The organism is Arthrobacter castelli DSM 16402 (assembly GCF_000430705.1).
Taxonomy (GTDB): Bacteria; Actinomycetota; Actinomycetes; order Actinomycetales; family Micrococcaceae; genus Arthrobacter_C; species Arthrobacter_C castelli.
Genome location: NZ_AUMN01000001.1, coordinates 124177 through 138921, shown reverse-complemented (window position 1 = coordinate 138921; position 14745 = coordinate 124177). Strand labels below are relative to the sequence as shown.

Here is a 14745-nt window from a genome sequence, read left to right as displayed (position 1 = left end):
TCTCATTCCAGGCCCAGGGCCGAGGCAACGCTAAAGACGTCGAAATCCACACGCACCGGCTCCACGTCACTGCCGTCAGCATTGCGCAGCGCCCACTGCGGGTCCTTGAGACCGTGACCGGTCACCGTCACCACGATGGTCTTCGACGACGGGACTTCACCGGCCTCATGCTGCTTCAGCAGTCCGGCAACCGAGGCGGCGGAACCGGGTTCGACGAAAACGCCTTCCCTGGAGGAGAGCCAACGGTGGGCGGCCAGGATTTCCTCGTCGCTGACCGAGTCGATCAGCCCGCCGGACTCGTCCCGTGCGGCGACCGCACTTTCCCAGGAGGCAGGGTTGCCGATCCTGATGGCGGTGGCGATGGTGTCCGGTTCGGTGACCGGATGTCCCAGCACCAGCGGCGCCGAGCCGGCCGCCTGGAAACCCCAGAGGGTCGGAGTCTTGGTGGAGACGGCATCGAGCATCCGCCCGTCGGTCGACTCGGTGGGCCGGGCGTATTCGCGGTAGCCCCTCCAATAGCCGGTGATGTTGCCGGCGTTGCCGACGGGAAGCACATGGATATCCGGGGCATCGCCCAGCCGGTCAACGACCTCGAATGCGGCGGTTTTCTGCCCCTCGATCCGGGCCGGATTGACGGAATTGACCAGGAACACCGGGTAGGCCTCGGACAGTTTGCGGGCCACTTCCAGGCAGTTGTCGAAGTTGCCCTTGACCTGCAGCAGTGTTGCCCCGTGGGCGATAGCCTGGCTCAGCTTGCCCATGGCGATGTTGCCTTCGGGCACCAGCACGGCGCAGGTCAGGCCCGCCTGGGTGGCATACGCGGCCGCCGACGCCGAGGTATTGCCTGTGGACGCGCAGACCACGGCCTGGGCCCCTGACTCCAGGGCTGCCGTAATTGCCATGGTCATGCCCCGGTCCTTGAAGGATCCGGTGGGATTCATCCCCTCGACCTTCAAATAGACATCCGAGCCGGTCAGTTCCGACAGGGCCGGCGCGGGCACCAGCGGCGTGCCGCCCTCCCCGAGGGTGATCACCCGGGTCTGTTCGGTCACGGGCAGGCGTTGGGCATATTCGCGAATGACTCCGCGCCACTGATGGGCCACTTAGACTCCTTCGACCCGCAACACGGACGTCACGGAATTGACCGGTTCCAGCTTCTTGACGGCCTCGACGGTCCGGGCCAGCGCATCCTCGGCACCCCGGTGGGTGACGATGCGCAGTTCGGCCGAGGCCGGAGGCGTCGCGTCCTCGTCGGCTGCACGCTCGGCCGGGCGGACCAGGTCCAGGTGAGTGGTCTGCCGCATGGTTTCAATTGACACCCCGTGATCGGCAAACACCTGGGCGATCTTCGCCAGCACGCCGGACTCGTCGGCCACATCCAGTCCGACATAGTAACTGGTTTCAGCGGTGCCGATGCCCCGCACCGGCAGCTGGGACGAAGCGCTTTCGGTCCTGCCCGGGCCACCGAGGACAATCCTGCGCGCCGCGGTCACCAGATCGCCGAGCACGGCCGAAGCCGTCGGCGTGCCCCCGGCGCCCTGGCCGTAGAACATCAGCTCACCGGCCGACTCGGCCTCGACGAACACCGCGTTGAAGGCACCGTGGACGGCCGCCAGCGGGTGTTCGCGCGGCAACAGGGTGGGGTGGACGCGCACAGCCACTCCGCCGCCGTCGTCGTCGTCCTGCAGTTCGCAGATGGACAGCAGCTTGATCACATAACCGGCGTCGCGCGCGGCCGCGATGTCCTCCGCCGTCACTGACGTGATGCCTTCGCAGTGCACTTCAGAACGGGGGAACCGGGTGTGGAAGGCCAGCGATGCGAGGATCGCGCCCTTCGCCGCCGCGTCGTAGCCCTCGATATCCGCCGTGGGATCCGCCTCGGCGTAGCCCAGTGCCTTGGCGTCGGCGAGCGCATCGTCGAACTGGGCGCCGGTGGTGTCCATCTGGTCGAGGACGTAGTTGGTGGTGCCGTTCACGATCCCCAGCACCCGGGTGATCCGGTCGCCGGCGAGGCTGTCCCGGATCGGACGCAGGATCGGAATAGCTCCGGCGACGGCGGCCTCGAAAGACAGCTGCACGCCTGCGGCGTCAGCCTTCTCATAGAGGGTGGGCCCGTCCTCTGCCAGCAGGGCCTTATTGCCCGTGATAACCGAGGCGCCGTGACCGATGGCGGACAGCATCAGGCTGCGGGCCGGCTCCACTCCGCCCATCAGCTCAATCACCAGGTCCGCTTCGCTTACCAGCGTGTCCGCATCGGTGGTGAACAGCGCCGGATCCAGCTCCACTTCCCGCGGCGTATCCGGGTTCCGCACCGCGATACCGGCCAGTTGAAGCCGCGCCCCCACCCGTTCGGCGAGAGCGTCGGCGTCTTCGGTGAGAATCCGGGCCACTTGGGAGCCGACGTTGCCGCATCCCAGCAGCGCTACTTTGAGTGTTTTCATGTTCAGCTCCTATCCGCAGTCCCGCGCCAGCAGGTCGTCCTCGGTCTCGCCCCGGATGATGAGCCGGGCGGCCCCATCGGCCACCGCAACCACCGGCGGCCGTGGCACATAGTTGTAGTTGCTCGCCAGCGCCCAGCAGTACGCACCGGTGGCCGGCACCGCGATGAGATCGTCACGGGTGGTATCGGCCGGAAGGTAGGCGTCGCGGACCACGATATCCCCGCTTTCGCAGTGCTTGCCCACCACGCGGGACAGCTCCGGCCGGCTGGATGAGGCGCGGGCCAGCACTGCCGAGTAGTCGGCATCGTAGAGCACCGGCCTGGCATTGTCGCTCATGCCGCCGTCGACCGAAATATACCGCCGGCCCGCCGGCCCGGGCTGCACGGCCTCGGACTGCACTGCCCCGGACTGAGGGACGGCCGCTGTGTCGACCGCGTCCACCTGGACAGTCTTGGTGGTCCCGGCACGGTAAAGCGTGAAACCTGCCGGTCCGGATATCGCCCGGCCGGGTTCAATGGAAATCCTCGGCACCGCCAGCTGCAGGCTGGCACAGGTATCGCGGACGACCGCGGCCATCGCGCCGGCGATATCGGCGGGTGGCCGCGGTGTGTCGGCTTCGGTGTAGGCAATCCCGTAGCCACCGCCGAGGTCCAGTTCCGGCAGCGCCGTCCCATGCTCGGCCTGCACGTCGGCGAGGAATCCGAGCAGCCGCTCCGCCGCCACGGCAAAGCCTTCCGGTTCGAAGATCTGCGAACCTATGTGGCAATGCACGCCCCGCAGCTCGATCGACCCGGCCGCCAGCGCCGCGGCGACTGCCCGCGCGGCCGGGGACGTGCCGCCGTCGTCGGCCAGTGACAGGCCGAACTTCTGGTCTTCATGGGCGGTGGCGATGAACTCATGGGTCGAGGCGTGAACGCCGGGTGTCAACCGCAGCATCACTTGAGCCGTGGCACCCCGCTGCGCGGCAATGGCAGCCAACCGCTCAAGTTCATCAAGGCTGTCCACAATGATCCGCCCGACGTCCATGTCGAGGGCACGGTGGATCTCGGCGTCGGACTTGTTGTTGCCGTGCAACCCCAGCAGTCGACCGGGAATGTCCGCACGGGACGCGACGGCCAGTTCGCCGCCGGTGCAGGTGTCCAGGTGCAGTCCCTCCTGCTGGACCCAGCGGGCCACCTCGGTGCACAGGAACGACTTGCCGGCGTAGTACACGTCCACACCCCCGCACAGGTCGGCGAAGGCGGCGTCGAACGCTTGCTTGAAGGAACGCGCGCGGGCGCGGAAGTCCGCCTCGGAGACCACCATCAGCGGTGTGCCGAAGTCGCCGGCCAGGCGGGAGGCGCTGACCCCGGCGACGGCCAGTTCGCCGGAGTCGTCGCGGGCCACGTCCCGGGCCCAGAGCTTGGCATCCAGCCGGTTGACGTCGTCGGGCAGGCTCAACCACGCCGGCGCCAGCGCCGGGCCGGTCCTTGTGTCTTCACTCATTGAGCCACTCACATCCGGTGTGGAGCCGAGACACCGAGCAGGCCCAGCCCGTTGGCCAGCACCTGGCGGGTGGCGTCGTTGAGCCACAGTCGGGTGCGGTTCACATCGGTCACCGGCTGATCGCCCATCGGCACCACCCGGCAGGAGTCATACCAGCGGTGGTAGGAACCGGCAATCACCTCGAGATGCCGCGCCACCCGGTGCGGTTCCCGGAAACTGGCCGCGTGAGCGACCACTGACGGATACGCACCCAGATGTGCCAGCAGCTCCGACTCCGTCGGATGGTCAAGCGCACCGGCGTCAAAGGCGGAACGGTCGACGCCGGCATCGGCAGCATTGCGACCCACCGCCGTGGTGCGGGCATGGGCGTACTGGACGTAGAACACCGGGTTCTCGTTGGTGTGCCGGGTCAGCAGATCCAGGTCAATGTCGATATTCGAATTCACCGAGAAGCGGGTCAACGCATACCGGGCGGCGTCGACGCCCACTGCACCGACCAGATCCTCGAGGGTGACGACGGTTCCGGCGCGCTTGGACATCCGCACCGGCACGCCGTCCTTGACCAGGTTCACCATCTGCCCGATGAGCACCTCGACGGTGTCCGGATCGTCGCCCAGGGCCGCCGCGGCGGCCTTCAGGCGTGCAATGTAACCGTGGTGATCGGCGCCGAGCATGTACACGGCCAGGTCGAATCCGCGGCTGCGCTTATCGGCGTAATAGGCGATATCGCCGGCGATGTAGGCGGCCGAACCGTCGGACTTGATCACCACACGGTCCTTGTCGTCGCCAAAGTCAGTGGACTTGAGCCACCAGGCACCATCGGCGAAATACAGGCTGCCGGAGGTCTTCAGCTTGTCCAGCAAGACCGACACCGCACCATCGTTGTGCAGCGAGTCCTCGTGGAAGTAGACATCGAAGTCGACTCCAAAGTCGTGCAGCGACTGCTTGATGTCGTCAAACATCAGTTTCACGCCGGCAGCCCGGAAATGCTCCTGCACCGCGTCCGGCTCCCGATCCAGCACTCCCGGCTCGGCAGCCAGCACACGGTCAGCAATGTCGCTGATGTATTGGCCGGCATACCCGCCGTCGGGGGCCGGCTCGCCCTTGGCCCGGGCCAACAGCGACGACGCAAACCGGTCAATCTGCGCCCCGTGGTCGTTGAAGTAGTACTCGCGAGTCACCTCGGCGCCCTGGGCAGAGAAGATCCGCGCCAGTGAATCGCCGACGGCGGCCCAGCGGGTTCCGCCCAAATGGATCGGCCCGGTGGGGTTGGCTGAGACGAACTCGAGGTTGATCTGCTGTCCGGACAGCGCAGAGCTGGTACCGAATACCTCGGCCTGCTCCAGGATCGTCTTGGCCAGCGTTCCGGCCGCAGCAGCGTCGACGGTGATGTTCAGGAAACCCGGGCCGGCGACTTCGACCGAGGCGACACCGTCGATTCCCTTGAGCTTGGTGCTCAAGGTTTCGGCGATGGTCCGTGGCGGCACGCCGGCGGGCTTGGCCAACTGCATGGCGATATTGGTGGCCCAGTCACCATGCGCGCGATTCTTCGGTCGCTCCACCCGCACCCGGGCGGGAACCGCGTCGGCGGGCACGGTGATTTCACCGGCGCTGATCGCGTCGTTCAGGCATGAAGTAATGGCGATGGATAACTCTTCTGGGGTCACTGTCCAAGCGTACCCGTGGTGCAGGGACGCCACAGAATCGCCGGCACAGTGTGACAGCCAGTGTCACGGCACCTGGAGGTTCCGCGTTAACGTGTCAATTTTCGGATTGCGTATCCGCTGTTTTGCATCATCCGAGTTCTGTATCGGCGGGACTGTGTTCCACCGGCAATTGTGCGGGCCATCCGGTTTCATGGCACCGCAGCGGGTGTTCCGCAGGTACCCCAGCGGGATTCTTCAGCGGCCCCACTAAAGGGACACGACCCACCGCGGCCCCATCGTCGCAGGTCAGGGCGACGTGTGACCGTGGGGTTCCTCTTAACGGGAGCGAGCAGTCTGCGCCTTTAGCGCATCCGCTCCCTAAGAAAATGCGGTCCTTCGTTGGGATGTCGGCTCAGGTCGCCGTTAAGGTTTGCGTGCGGTTATGACCGGACTGCCGATGCCTTGTCCGACTGGCTCGCCATCAAAGCCTCCGCATACCTCATCTACGACCGGCCCTGCCTTGCTGAGCATTGTGCGGAATTGCTTCTGACCGGAAGCGGAGTGTGTCGCATTCGACGTTGTCATTCCCATCGACGCTGATCTCGTGCGAGCAGCCGGAATCGATGTGGCGCATTTCAGGAAGCACTCATCATCGAGACCCCAAATATTGACGGCATCATACAAGTCGAAGAAATGAGAGCCAGTCATCGAGCCTGAGTACATGGCAGCCCCGCGCCAATCAGCAGCACCCTCCCAACGGGCACTAAGTTGGTGGATCTACGGCGACGTTGAATTGCGGAGACGACTGATCTTCCGCACGCCAAGTCAACACTCCGCGAGACAACAGCGATATTGTCGGATGAATGGACAGAATTGGGACTGCGAACACACGACTGGTGGTGCTACGCGGTAATTCAGGATCCGGTAAGTCAGCGCTCGCTGCATCTCTTAGGGATCGCTTTGATTCAGGCGCCGCGCTTATCCAACAGGACTATCTGCGACGGGTAGTTCTCAGCGAACGTGAAAGTGCCACCGCCGATAATATTTCTCTCATCGACGAGGTAACCCGTTTTTGCCTCAGCCGAGGTAGAAACGTCATTCTTGAAGGAATTTTCAATGCATCCCGTTACGGAAGAATGTTGGAGAAGTTGGCTCGCGACCATGCGGGACGCACGGGCTTCTTCGCTTACGACCTGACCTTCGAAGAAACGCTGGCACGTCATCGAACCCGCCCACAAGCCGCAAAATTTGGGGCAGAAGAGATGCGGGCGTGGTATCACGGCTGGCAACCGCTCCGTTTTGTCCGCGAGGGCCGCTTACTGTCCACGATGAGCGTCGATACAGCAGCAGATGCAGTAGTCCACCAGCTGGAATCTGCGGCAACCGCGCAATAGAGCATCCGCTGTGGGACTCCTTGTTGCTCAGAATTGATTTCGCTGGTGGATGGTCGGAACTGGCCTCAACTCACGCTGGAGGCGTCGGGTCGCCTCCCATGGTTGCCGGTTAGATCCATGCCATTTCAGCCAGTCCGGATAGGTTCGAATGCATGGATTTTGCGATTCCCAGCCACGCTCAGGTCTTCGTCGACGAGTCGAAGGCAAAGAGATACTACATCGCAGCCGCTGTCATTTCCCCCAGCGATGTCGCTGAGGCCCCCCGCATCCTTCGCGCCGCATCCTTCGCGGACTTCGGCACAAGAACTCGGCCGCAGTGCACTTCAAGAGCGAGAAGGATGCAGTGCGTAAAGCTTTCCTTGCCGGTGCGGCAAGCATAGAAGTGCAAACACTGGTGTATGTGTGATCCGTGGTCTACCTGACAAGGCGGCCCGCCCCGCATGTCTTAATGCCCTCATCGACGATCTTTGCGACGCCGACGCTGGCAAGCTGATCCTGGAGCAGGATGACTCGCTGGCCAAAGCGGACAGGCAGGTGATCGCCGCGCAATTGCGGAACCACCATGGCGCCGCACTTGAGTACACGCCCATGAGACGAAACGACGAGCCCCCGCTCTGGGTGAGCGACGCCGTCGCGTGGTGCCATCAGCGCGGCGGTTCCTGGATCGAGCAGGCCGCACCGCTGGTGGCAGAAGTGCGCACCCTTTAAATACGCAAGCCTGGCTCGTCGTACCATCCGGAAGACTGCCAGACTTACTTCTCAGGACTACTGTCCCTCGCAATTAAGACTTTACCGGGGTTAGTCCATTGCCACAACAGGCGGCATACGGCGACCCTTCTACGTCCATACTCCAGACCCTGCGAGGCGACCGCAAGCCGATCCTCAAGTGACGCTGCAAGCCGGGGGGTGGGTTGTCGACGTCGTCTCAGTTCCTTGTCGGAAGAGGAATTCAGTGGAGCCGGTAGGCTCGTCAGACAGACCTTCTACGAAGTCTGATCCGCAAGAGGGGCAATGGAATATCTTGCAATGATCATCGGGCTGTTCCGAGCGTCCCTGTTTGTCCCCGTCAGTTGGGGATGCCCTAGCGGGCCGGCGTGCTCCGCCCGTAACGTCGGGTCTGGAAGGCTCAAAGTCTCCCAAGATGAATTGGCACTCGATGTGAGGAAGCATTCATGAGCAGCATGCCTCCACCGGCGGACGACTCGGACAATCGCTCCCAACACACTGGAGAAGAAGGGCCTGGACGATGGCATCAAAACGCAGGCCAGGACCAACCCGTCAGGCAGGATATCCCGCAGCCGCAATCCGTCAGGACAGCTGTCCTGATGATGCGGATAGGAGCTGTCATCAGCTTAGTTTCATTGATCGCCTCCTTGGTGCTCATGGGCACGTCGGAGAACCAGGTCAGCGCACAATTGCAGCAGAGTGGCCAGGAGTTTGCCACCTATGGCTTTGCAATTGGCACCGCAATTGGCACTTCCGTCGTTACTGTCCTTTTATGGATTTGGATGGCTTGGAAGAACGGCCAGGGCCGTGCGTGGGCCCGGATTGTCGCCACGGTGCTTGGTGCTCTCAATTTTCTTTCCACGCTCAACGGCATCTTCATCGCTAATCAGACGGTAATTGCGATGATTCTTACCGTGCTCAACCTGCTGTTGGCCATCGTGATCCTGACCCTGTTATGGCGCAGGGAATCCAACGAGTTCTACGCGGTCGCATCAGACCGTAAGCTGCAGCAAACACAGTGATTCTACTTGCGTTCGACATGGCATAGGTGCAAATGACCGTTGAGGATCCTCAACTTATACACGTTGCCGGCCAGTGATGGGTATGACCGTGGGCGCGGCGCCGATTCCGCTTACACTTCCCAGGAGGGTGGTCCCGGCCGAATAATTATGTATCGAAGGACTGTTGACTGGGGAAGGTGCTTCGACGACGGTCAGATTAATAACGCGTGGACCGGCTGTAGGAATATGACACGAAGCGCGGAATTTCGGCTTGAGGATGCAAAGCAAAGCTACCGGTCAGCGGCCTGCAGGGATGACGATTGAGGCGGGTTCCAAGCCACCGTACCGTTGAGTGCAGTCCCACTGGCACCTAGACTCCAAGTGATGCGTCCCCTGTGCCGGAGGTATTGCAATGGAGCAACAGACGGGTAGCGACGCCGATGTGATCATCGTGGGCGCCGGACCTACAGGATTGCTGCTGGCCGGTGATCTTGCCCGGGCAGGTGTGTCCTGCCAGGTTCTCGAACGCCGCGGGGAGGAATCGAATCTCACCCGGGCGTTCGCCGTTCACGCCCGCACGCTGGAGATACTGGACGCCCGCGGCGTCGGTGATGACCTGGCCGCCACCGGCGCCCAGGTGGGCGGACTGCGCCTCTTCGGCCGGCTCGAGATTGACCTGTCACGGCTGACCACCCGGTATCCCTACGTGTTGGTGACGCCGCAGTACAACACCGAGCGGGTGCTCGCAGCCCGGGCGCAACAGCTTGGCGTCGAAATAGTGTCCAATGCGGACGTCGTCGGTTTACATCAGGACGCCGACGGCGTCGAGGTCGACATCCGCGGCAATGATGGTGACCGCTCTGCCCGCCGGGCAGCATACGTCGTCGGCGCCGACGGTGTCGGCAGTACGGTGCGGAAGGCGATGAACCTCTCGTTTCCCGGAAAATCGGCAGTACAGTCAGTCATTCTCGCCGATGTCCGCCTGCGCACACAGCCTGCAGAGGTGTTGACCGTCGACGCCGCCGGTGACGGATTCGCTTTCCTGGCACCGTTCGGCGATGGCTGGTACCGGGTCATTGCCTGGAACAGGCGCCGGCAGTTGCCCGACACTTCACCGGTTGACCTCGACGAAATCCAGCACATCGTCAAGTCGGTCCTTGGGACCGACTACGGGATGCACGAAGCGCGCTGGATGTCCCGCTTCCACAGCGACGAACGCCAGGTCACCAGTTACCGGCAGGGGCGAGTGCTCCTGGCCGGTGACGCCGCGCATGTGCACTCTCCCGCAGGCGGACAGGGAATGAATACCGGCATGCAGGACGCCGCTAATCTTGGTTGGAAGCTCGCCGCCGCGGTGCACGGGCGGGGGCCGGAAGCCCTGCTGGATAGTTATCAGTCAGAGCGGCATCCGGTGGGCCGGGCCGTTCTGCGCGGCAGCGGCCTGTTACTTCGTCTCGCACTCGCCCGCTCCTGGGCCAGCCGGCTGCTCCGCACGCTGCTGAAAGGCACTGCCGGACGACTCGGATTGGTCCAGCCGCAAGCAGCGGCGGCCGTGTCCGGCATCGCCATCTCCTACCCGGCAGCTGCCGGTGAACATCGGCTCGTCGGCCACCGGGCACCCGATCTGCCGTTGGTGCAGTCCGGACAGGGGCCACGCCGTCTGTATGAGGCACTGCGCCCGGGGAAGTTCGTGCTCCTCAGCCACCATCGCCTGCCCGGATTACCCGAATTCTGGCGCGACCGTGTCATCTCAGTGACGGTTGAAGACACCGTTCCTGCCAACGCCGTGCTGGTGCGTCCGGATGGGTATGTGGCGTGGGCCAGTAATGAGGCCGATCCGCGTGCGTTGGAGGTCGGCGTGCATGAAGCACTCGCCCATTGGGACGGGAACCATCAAGGAAGCCAGGAACGTTACTGATGCCGTATGTGCTCGTCCAGCAAGCCACGGACAACTACCACCAATGGAAGCAGACGTTCGATAGTGCCGCTGAGATGCGGGCGGAAGCGGGCTGCGTCAGCGCTCTCGTGCTGCAGGGTTCGGCGGATCCCAACGAACTGGTCATCCTGTTCGAGTTCGAAGACCTCGACCGGGCCCGGCGGTATATCCAAAGCCCGCAACTTGAGCAGGCCTGGGAGCGGGCGGCTGTCAGACCCGGAACGCAGATCCGGTTGCTCACCCGCCCCGACAGTGCCTGACGTGCCCGACGTTCCTTCAGCCCAACAAGACCGGCTAACGCCAGGACACTCCCGGTCCGTCTTCGAGCATCGCCGGCCGGCAAGCGATGAAGGAGCCAATCCCCAGCAGCACCAACGTCCCGCCCAGGAAGGCGAACGAGGCCAACCAACTGCCCGTGGCCGCCTCCAGAATGCCGAACAGTAACGGCCCGGAACACGCAAGCGCATAGCCGACGCCCTGGCCGAATCCCGACAGCGCGCCGGCGCCGACGTGCGTGCGGGTCCGCAGGTTGATCATCACCAGCGCCATCGGGAATGTTCCGGGCCCAAGCCCCACCAGTACCACCCAGAGCCAGGTGGTCTGTTCCGGAACCAGCAGCAGCCCGGTGTAGCCGGCGACGAAGCAGCTCAGGAAGATCATCACCACCGGAAAGGGATTGCGCATCCGGGCGGCAATGATCGGCACCAGCAAGCTCAGCGGCAGACCCAGAATGCCGAACAGGGCGAGCATGCTGCCAGCCTGGCCCGCGGACAACCCGGCCTCGGTCAGCATCTGCGGCAGCCAAGCGAACATAGCGTACGTCTGCAACGAGGTGCAGCCGAACATGAACGTCAGCCCCAGCGCGAGCGGGGACTTCCACAGGTTGATCCGCATCCGGGCTTCGCTGCCCGAAGCGGTTGATCCGGTGGTTCCGGTGGTTCCGGTATCCGGATCCGCCGCACCGGCGCGGGCCACGTCGGCCTCTTCAGCACCTCGCCCCTTAATAGCGGAGCCTTCAGCAGTCGACCGTTCATCGGCGGAGCCTTCACCGGATGCGGTGGACGCATCAGCTGCGGACCCGGCCGGCCCTCCCGGTTCTTGCAGACCGCCGCCATCGTCCCGCCGTCGTTGTCCCCACACCAGAGAGACCCAGGGGACGGCAGCCAGCAGACTGAACGCAGCCCACATGGCGATGGAGAACCGCCAGCCCACCGAACCGGCCACCGGCACCGCGAATTGCGGCGGCAATGCAGTTCCCAGGGCCAACGACGTTGAATACAGCGCGGTCAGCAGGCCGATCTTGTCCGGAAAGTACTTCTTAACCAACGGTGGAAGCAGCACATTGCCGGCGCCAAGGCCCGCCAGCGCCACCACGCTGAGCACCATGAATGGCACGGTCCCGGTCACCAAAGCACGCCCGACCTGCCCCAGCACCGCCGCGGCAATAAAAATCCCGAGCAGCCGCTCAAGGCTCGCCCACCGGATCACGTAGGGCGTCATGAAGCCGAAAACGGCGAATGTGGCAGTGGGCAAGGTCCCCAGCAGGCCGATGGTGGCCGCGGACAAGGTGATGTCCTCGCCGATCCGGCTGATCAGCGGCGAAACGGCCGTCACGGCCATCCTCAGCGTAATGCCGAACAGCAGGATCCCGGCGAGCACCAGAAGCCGCCCGCGGAAGCGTCCCGCCTCTCCTACTGGCAGGCGGGAAGCAGGCAGCGTGGACACATCCAGCACCTTACAGCCGCCTGTCGTGCCAGTTGAAATATTGCGGCTGCTTACTCGCTTGAGCCCTCCCGCGGACGGCTATTTACCCCCGCAGCGTGGTCGACTTCGAGACCCGACGGCGCATTACGGCCGATCAGGAACCATAGAACCGGGCCAAGAAGCGGTATGAGAATGCTGACGAGTACCCACACACCCTTCGCCGTGGAGGTATGGCGACGGCTGCGTCCAATACTGATCAGTGCCAGCACGAACAGCACCAAGTGCACGATCACCGGAAGCAGCGCAGCCACTTCAAACCACATCGGTACGACCGGATTCATTCCCGTTCCCCCAAGCTCCAACTCGTCAGGACCTATGTAGACGCTCATCCTACCCGCAGCGGTTTCGCAGCAAGACCTTAACGGCGTCGGGCCAGGCCCGGTTACGACTCAACGCCGATGACCTGCTAAGCTTTTTTAGTTCCCAATTGATGTGGAAGTTTCCGCGTCGGGCCCTCGTAGCTCAGGGGATAGAGCGTCTGCCTCCGGAGCAGAAAGTCGTAGGTTCGAATCCTATCGAGGGCACCATTCACTCCATGCCGGTTCTGCGCATGGTGATATTGATCCTCCCTTGTTTCATCCCGCACTCCGGATCCGACGTCCCCGGGTACGTTTTCGGCACGCCATGGTAGGCGAACCGGCTGGGCCCGCCGAACACGAACAGGTCTCCGGAGTGGAGTTCGACGTCGGTGTATGGCTTGGTCCGCGTTTCTGTGTTTCCGAACCTGAACACGCAATTGTCACCGATGCTGAGCGAAACGACTGGGGCATCGGTTTTCTCGTCCTTGTCCTGGTGCATCCCCATGGCAGCCGCGTCGTCGTAGTAGTTAATCAGGGCAGTGTCCGGACAATATTCCCGTCCCGCATCCTCGTCCCGGTAGGCGGCGCTCACGGCCCTGCGCCCCAGTTCAGCCATCCATTCCGGCAGCTCGGCAACCTGCCCTCCCCCGGCGTCGTCGGCCGTCCTGCTGTACTTGTACGGTTGCCAATGCCAGCCCAGGCAAACAGTCTGGACCGACATCCGGCGGCCACCTGGCAGACGGGCGGAACGCATCGGTACCGGGCCAACCGCCCAGCGGCGGCACGCCTCAACGATCCGTCGTTGTTCCGCGCCATCAAGCCAGTCCGGCACGTGCACCGCGCCTGGTGCGACCTCGTTGTGTTCGCGTGGTAACAGCATGCCGCTCATCCTAGGCAGCTCCTTCCAGTTTCAGCAGGGCTTCCTTGGCTTCAGGCCCCCCGGCGTACCCGCCTGCTGACCCGTCAGAGCGGACAACCCTGTGACAGGGCACGACGACGGGCAGCGGGTTAGCGCCGCAGGCCGTGCCGACGGCGCGCGCCGCCTTGGGATTTCCCGCCATGGCCGCCAACTCTCCATAACTGACAGTGCTGCCATAGCCGATCCCCGGCAATTGCGACAGCACGCTCCGGCGGAAGCCCGGGGAGAGCCGGTTGTCCAGCTGCAAATCGAACTGTCTCCGGCGGCCCGCAAAGTACTCATCCAGTTGGCGAGTCGGCTCCCTGAGCTGCTCAGGGGCATGCAGAATCCGTGGACTGATGTCCGAGGCCAGTTGTGCCAGCACCGCATCATGGCCCTGGATCGGGTAGGCAACCCGGACCAACCCCTCTTCCGTAGTTGCCAGCAGAAGTGTGCCGACAGGTGTATCAACAGTGTCGTAGGCAACATCGAGTACACCGGCGCTTTGGGCCGCGGCTGCCAGCCGCTCGTGGAGGCGGCTGACGTCGTCGTCCTCGCTCAATTGGCGGATGATTGCGCTGTCAGGGTCCTGCCAGCTGTCCCTAGCGGTACCGTCTAAGTCACTCATCGTCTCTGGCTCCCTGGTAACTGCTTCGAAGATTCTTCATTCCATCGGCTGCGGCACGCCGGGCGGCCGACTCGGAGTTGCCGAGCAGTCCGGCCACCTCGATGTAAGGCATGCCCGCCAAATAGTGATATGCGATCGCTTCCCGTTGCTTTCGCGGTAATGCGCCCACGGCCTTCCAGAGCTGCCCGTCAGGAGAATCCGGGATTCCGGCGCCTCCGGGCTGATCGGGCAAAGAATTCACCGGTACAGGGTTCCGCGCCGCTGCGCGGCGCTGGTCAATCGCCTTCCGCTTGGCAATAGTGACCAGCCACGCCTGAACATTCGTGCTCGGATCGAGCTCAGGGTAGGCGCGCAGTGCCGCGAGGAAAGTTTCCGACCAGGCATCCTCCGCCTCGTGCGGTCCAAGGATCGCCCGGCAAACACGCAGGACGGTGCGTCCGTGCTCCGCGACCACGTGTTCGAACGGCTCGAGACCAGCCGCGGTAGGTGCCTGCGATGGCGTCGTGGGTATATGCGATGGCTCCATG

At 63.7% G+C, this 14745-nt stretch carries 14 protein-coding genes and 1 tRNA gene; 6 read left to right on the top strand and 9 right to left on the bottom strand.

The genetic code is table 11. The features are described from left to right. Window positions 1-2: 2 nt before the first annotated feature. Genes thrC through argS form a run of 4 tightly spaced genes read right to left on the bottom strand, consistent with a single transcriptional unit; the run spans window position 3 to window position 5593 of the window. The gene (thrC, locus tag H535_RS0100730; RefSeq protein ID WP_026818016.1) at window positions 3-1103 is read right to left on the bottom strand and encodes a threonine synthase; all 1101 of its coding nucleotides are present in this window, start codon (window positions 1101-1103) and stop codon (window positions 3-5) included. Beyond that, the gene (locus H535_RS0100725; RefSeq protein WP_026818015.1) at window positions 1104-2441 is read right to left on the bottom strand and encodes a homoserine dehydrogenase; all 1338 of its coding nucleotides are present in this window, start codon (window positions 2439-2441) and stop codon (window positions 1104-1106) included. Between the two features lie 9 nt (window positions 2442-2450). Beyond that, the gene (gene lysA / locus H535_RS0100720) at window positions 2451-3926 is read right to left on the bottom strand and encodes a diaminopimelate decarboxylase (protein ID WP_026818014.1); all 1476 of its coding nucleotides are present in this window, start codon (window positions 3924-3926) and stop codon (window positions 2451-2453) included. An 8-nt stretch (window positions 3927-3934) separates the two neighbouring features. Beyond that, window positions 3935-5593, bottom strand: a complete 1659-nt coding sequence (argS, locus tag H535_RS0100715) for an arginine--tRNA ligase (protein WP_026818013.1) — start codon at window positions 5591-5593, stop codon at window positions 3935-3937. An 842-nt stretch (window positions 5594-6435) separates the two neighbouring features. Between argS and H535_RS28825 the strand changes: the two genes are divergently transcribed. The 5 genes from H535_RS28825 to H535_RS22670 all read left to right on the top strand — a co-directional run bounded on the left by H535_RS28825 (window position 6436) and on the right by H535_RS22670 (window position 10889). Continuing rightward, the gene (locus tag H535_RS28825; protein ID WP_155838455.1) at window positions 6436-6966 is read left to right on the top strand and encodes an AAA family ATPase; all 531 of its coding nucleotides are present in this window, start codon (window positions 6436-6438) and stop codon (window positions 6964-6966) included. Window positions 6967-7368: 402 nt separating this feature from the next. Then, complete coding sequence (locus H535_RS22685) at window positions 7369-7674, top strand: hypothetical protein (RefSeq protein WP_051298271.1); 306 nt, start codon at window positions 7369-7371, stop codon at window positions 7672-7674. A gap of 464 nt (window positions 7675-8138) precedes the next feature. Beyond that, a complete protein-coding gene (locus H535_RS22680; protein ID WP_026818012.1) occupies window positions 8139-8714 on the top strand; it encodes a hypothetical protein in 576 nt (191 codons plus the stop codon). 391 nt (window positions 8715-9105) lie between these two features. After that, complete coding sequence (locus H535_RS22675) at window positions 9106-10611, top strand: FAD-dependent monooxygenase (RefSeq protein ID WP_035767896.1); 1506 nt, start codon at window positions 9106-9108, stop codon at window positions 10609-10611. After that, window positions 10611-10889, top strand: coding sequence for a putative quinol monooxygenase (locus tag H535_RS22670; protein WP_051298270.1), 279 nt, complete (start codon window positions 10611-10613; stop codon window positions 10887-10889). Before H535_RS22675 ends, H535_RS22670 begins: the two co-directional genes overlap by 1 nt. A 34-nt stretch (window positions 10890-10923) precedes the next feature. Here the strand turns inward: H535_RS22670 and H535_RS22665 are convergent, their stop codons facing one another. Next, window positions 10924-12354, bottom strand: a complete 1431-nt coding sequence (locus tag H535_RS22665; protein ID WP_155838453.1) for an MFS transporter — start codon at window positions 12352-12354, stop codon at window positions 10924-10926. 50 nt (window positions 12355-12404) lie between these two features. Then, a complete protein-coding gene (locus tag H535_RS22660) occupies window positions 12405-12674 on the bottom strand; it encodes a PLD nuclease N-terminal domain-containing protein (RefSeq protein WP_051298268.1) in 270 nt (89 codons plus the stop codon). A 170-nt stretch (window positions 12675-12844) separates the two neighbouring features. On the opposite strand from H535_RS22660, the gene H535_RS0100675 reads away from it, so the two are divergent. Further along, window positions 12845-12920 (top strand) — tRNA-Arg (locus tag H535_RS0100675). A gap of 1 nt (window position 12921) precedes the next feature. On the opposite strand, the gene H535_RS0100670 is transcribed toward H535_RS0100675, so the two are convergent. From H535_RS0100670 to H535_RS0100660, 3 genes are read right to left on the bottom strand one after another with little or no spacing between them, the layout of a single operon-like run. Continuing rightward, window positions 12922-13572, bottom strand: coding sequence for an alpha-ketoglutarate-dependent dioxygenase AlkB family protein (locus H535_RS0100670; RefSeq protein ID WP_026818011.1), 651 nt, complete (start codon window positions 13570-13572; stop codon window positions 12922-12924). A 10-nt stretch (window positions 13573-13582) separates the two neighbouring features. Next, window positions 13583-14218, bottom strand: coding sequence for a methylated-DNA--[protein]-cysteine S-methyltransferase (locus H535_RS0100665; RefSeq protein WP_081416348.1), 636 nt, complete (start codon window positions 14216-14218; stop codon window positions 13583-13585). Continuing rightward, entirely contained in the window at window positions 14211-14744 is a 534-nt protein-coding gene (locus H535_RS0100660) for an RNA polymerase sigma factor (protein ID WP_051298267.1), read from the bottom strand. The genes H535_RS0100665 and H535_RS0100660 overlap by 8 nt, the downstream gene beginning before the upstream one ends. Between the last annotated feature and the right edge of the window lies 1 nt (window position 14745).

Coding starts and splice junctions, on each gene's coding strand:
- H535_RS0100670 (WP_026818011.1), bottom strand. CDS start 13,572: ATGCTGTTACCACGCGAACACAACGAGGTCGCACCAGGCGCGGTGCAC.
- H535_RS22670 (WP_051298270.1), top strand. CDS start 10,611: ATGCCGTATGTGCTCGTCCAGCAAGCCACGGACAACTACCACCAATGG.
- H535_RS0100660 (WP_051298267.1), bottom strand. CDS start 14,744: ATGGAGCCATCGCATATACCCACGACGCCATCGCAGGCACCTACCGCG.
- H535_RS0100725 (WP_026818015.1), bottom strand. CDS start 2,441: ATGAAAACACTCAAAGTAGCGCTGCTGGGATGCGGCAACGTCGGCTCC.
- H535_RS22660 (WP_051298268.1), bottom strand. CDS start 12,674: ATGAATCCGGTCGTACCGATGTGGTTTGAAGTGGCTGCGCTGCTTCCG.
- H535_RS22675 (WP_035767896.1), top strand. CDS start 9,106: ATGGAGCAACAGACGGGTAGCGACGCCGATGTGATCATCGTGGGCGCC.
- lysA (WP_026818014.1), bottom strand. CDS start 3,926: ATGAGTGAAGACACAAGGACCGGCCCGGCGCTGGCGCCGGCGTGGTTG.
- H535_RS22680 (WP_026818012.1), top strand. CDS start 8,139: ATGAGCAGCATGCCTCCACCGGCGGACGACTCGGACAATCGCTCCCAA.
- H535_RS0100665 (WP_081416348.1), bottom strand. CDS start 14,218: ATGAGTGACTTAGACGGTACCGCTAGGGACAGCTGGCAGGACCCTGAC.
- H535_RS28825 (WP_155838455.1), top strand. CDS start 6,436: ATGGACAGAATTGGGACTGCGAACACACGACTGGTGGTGCTACGCGGT.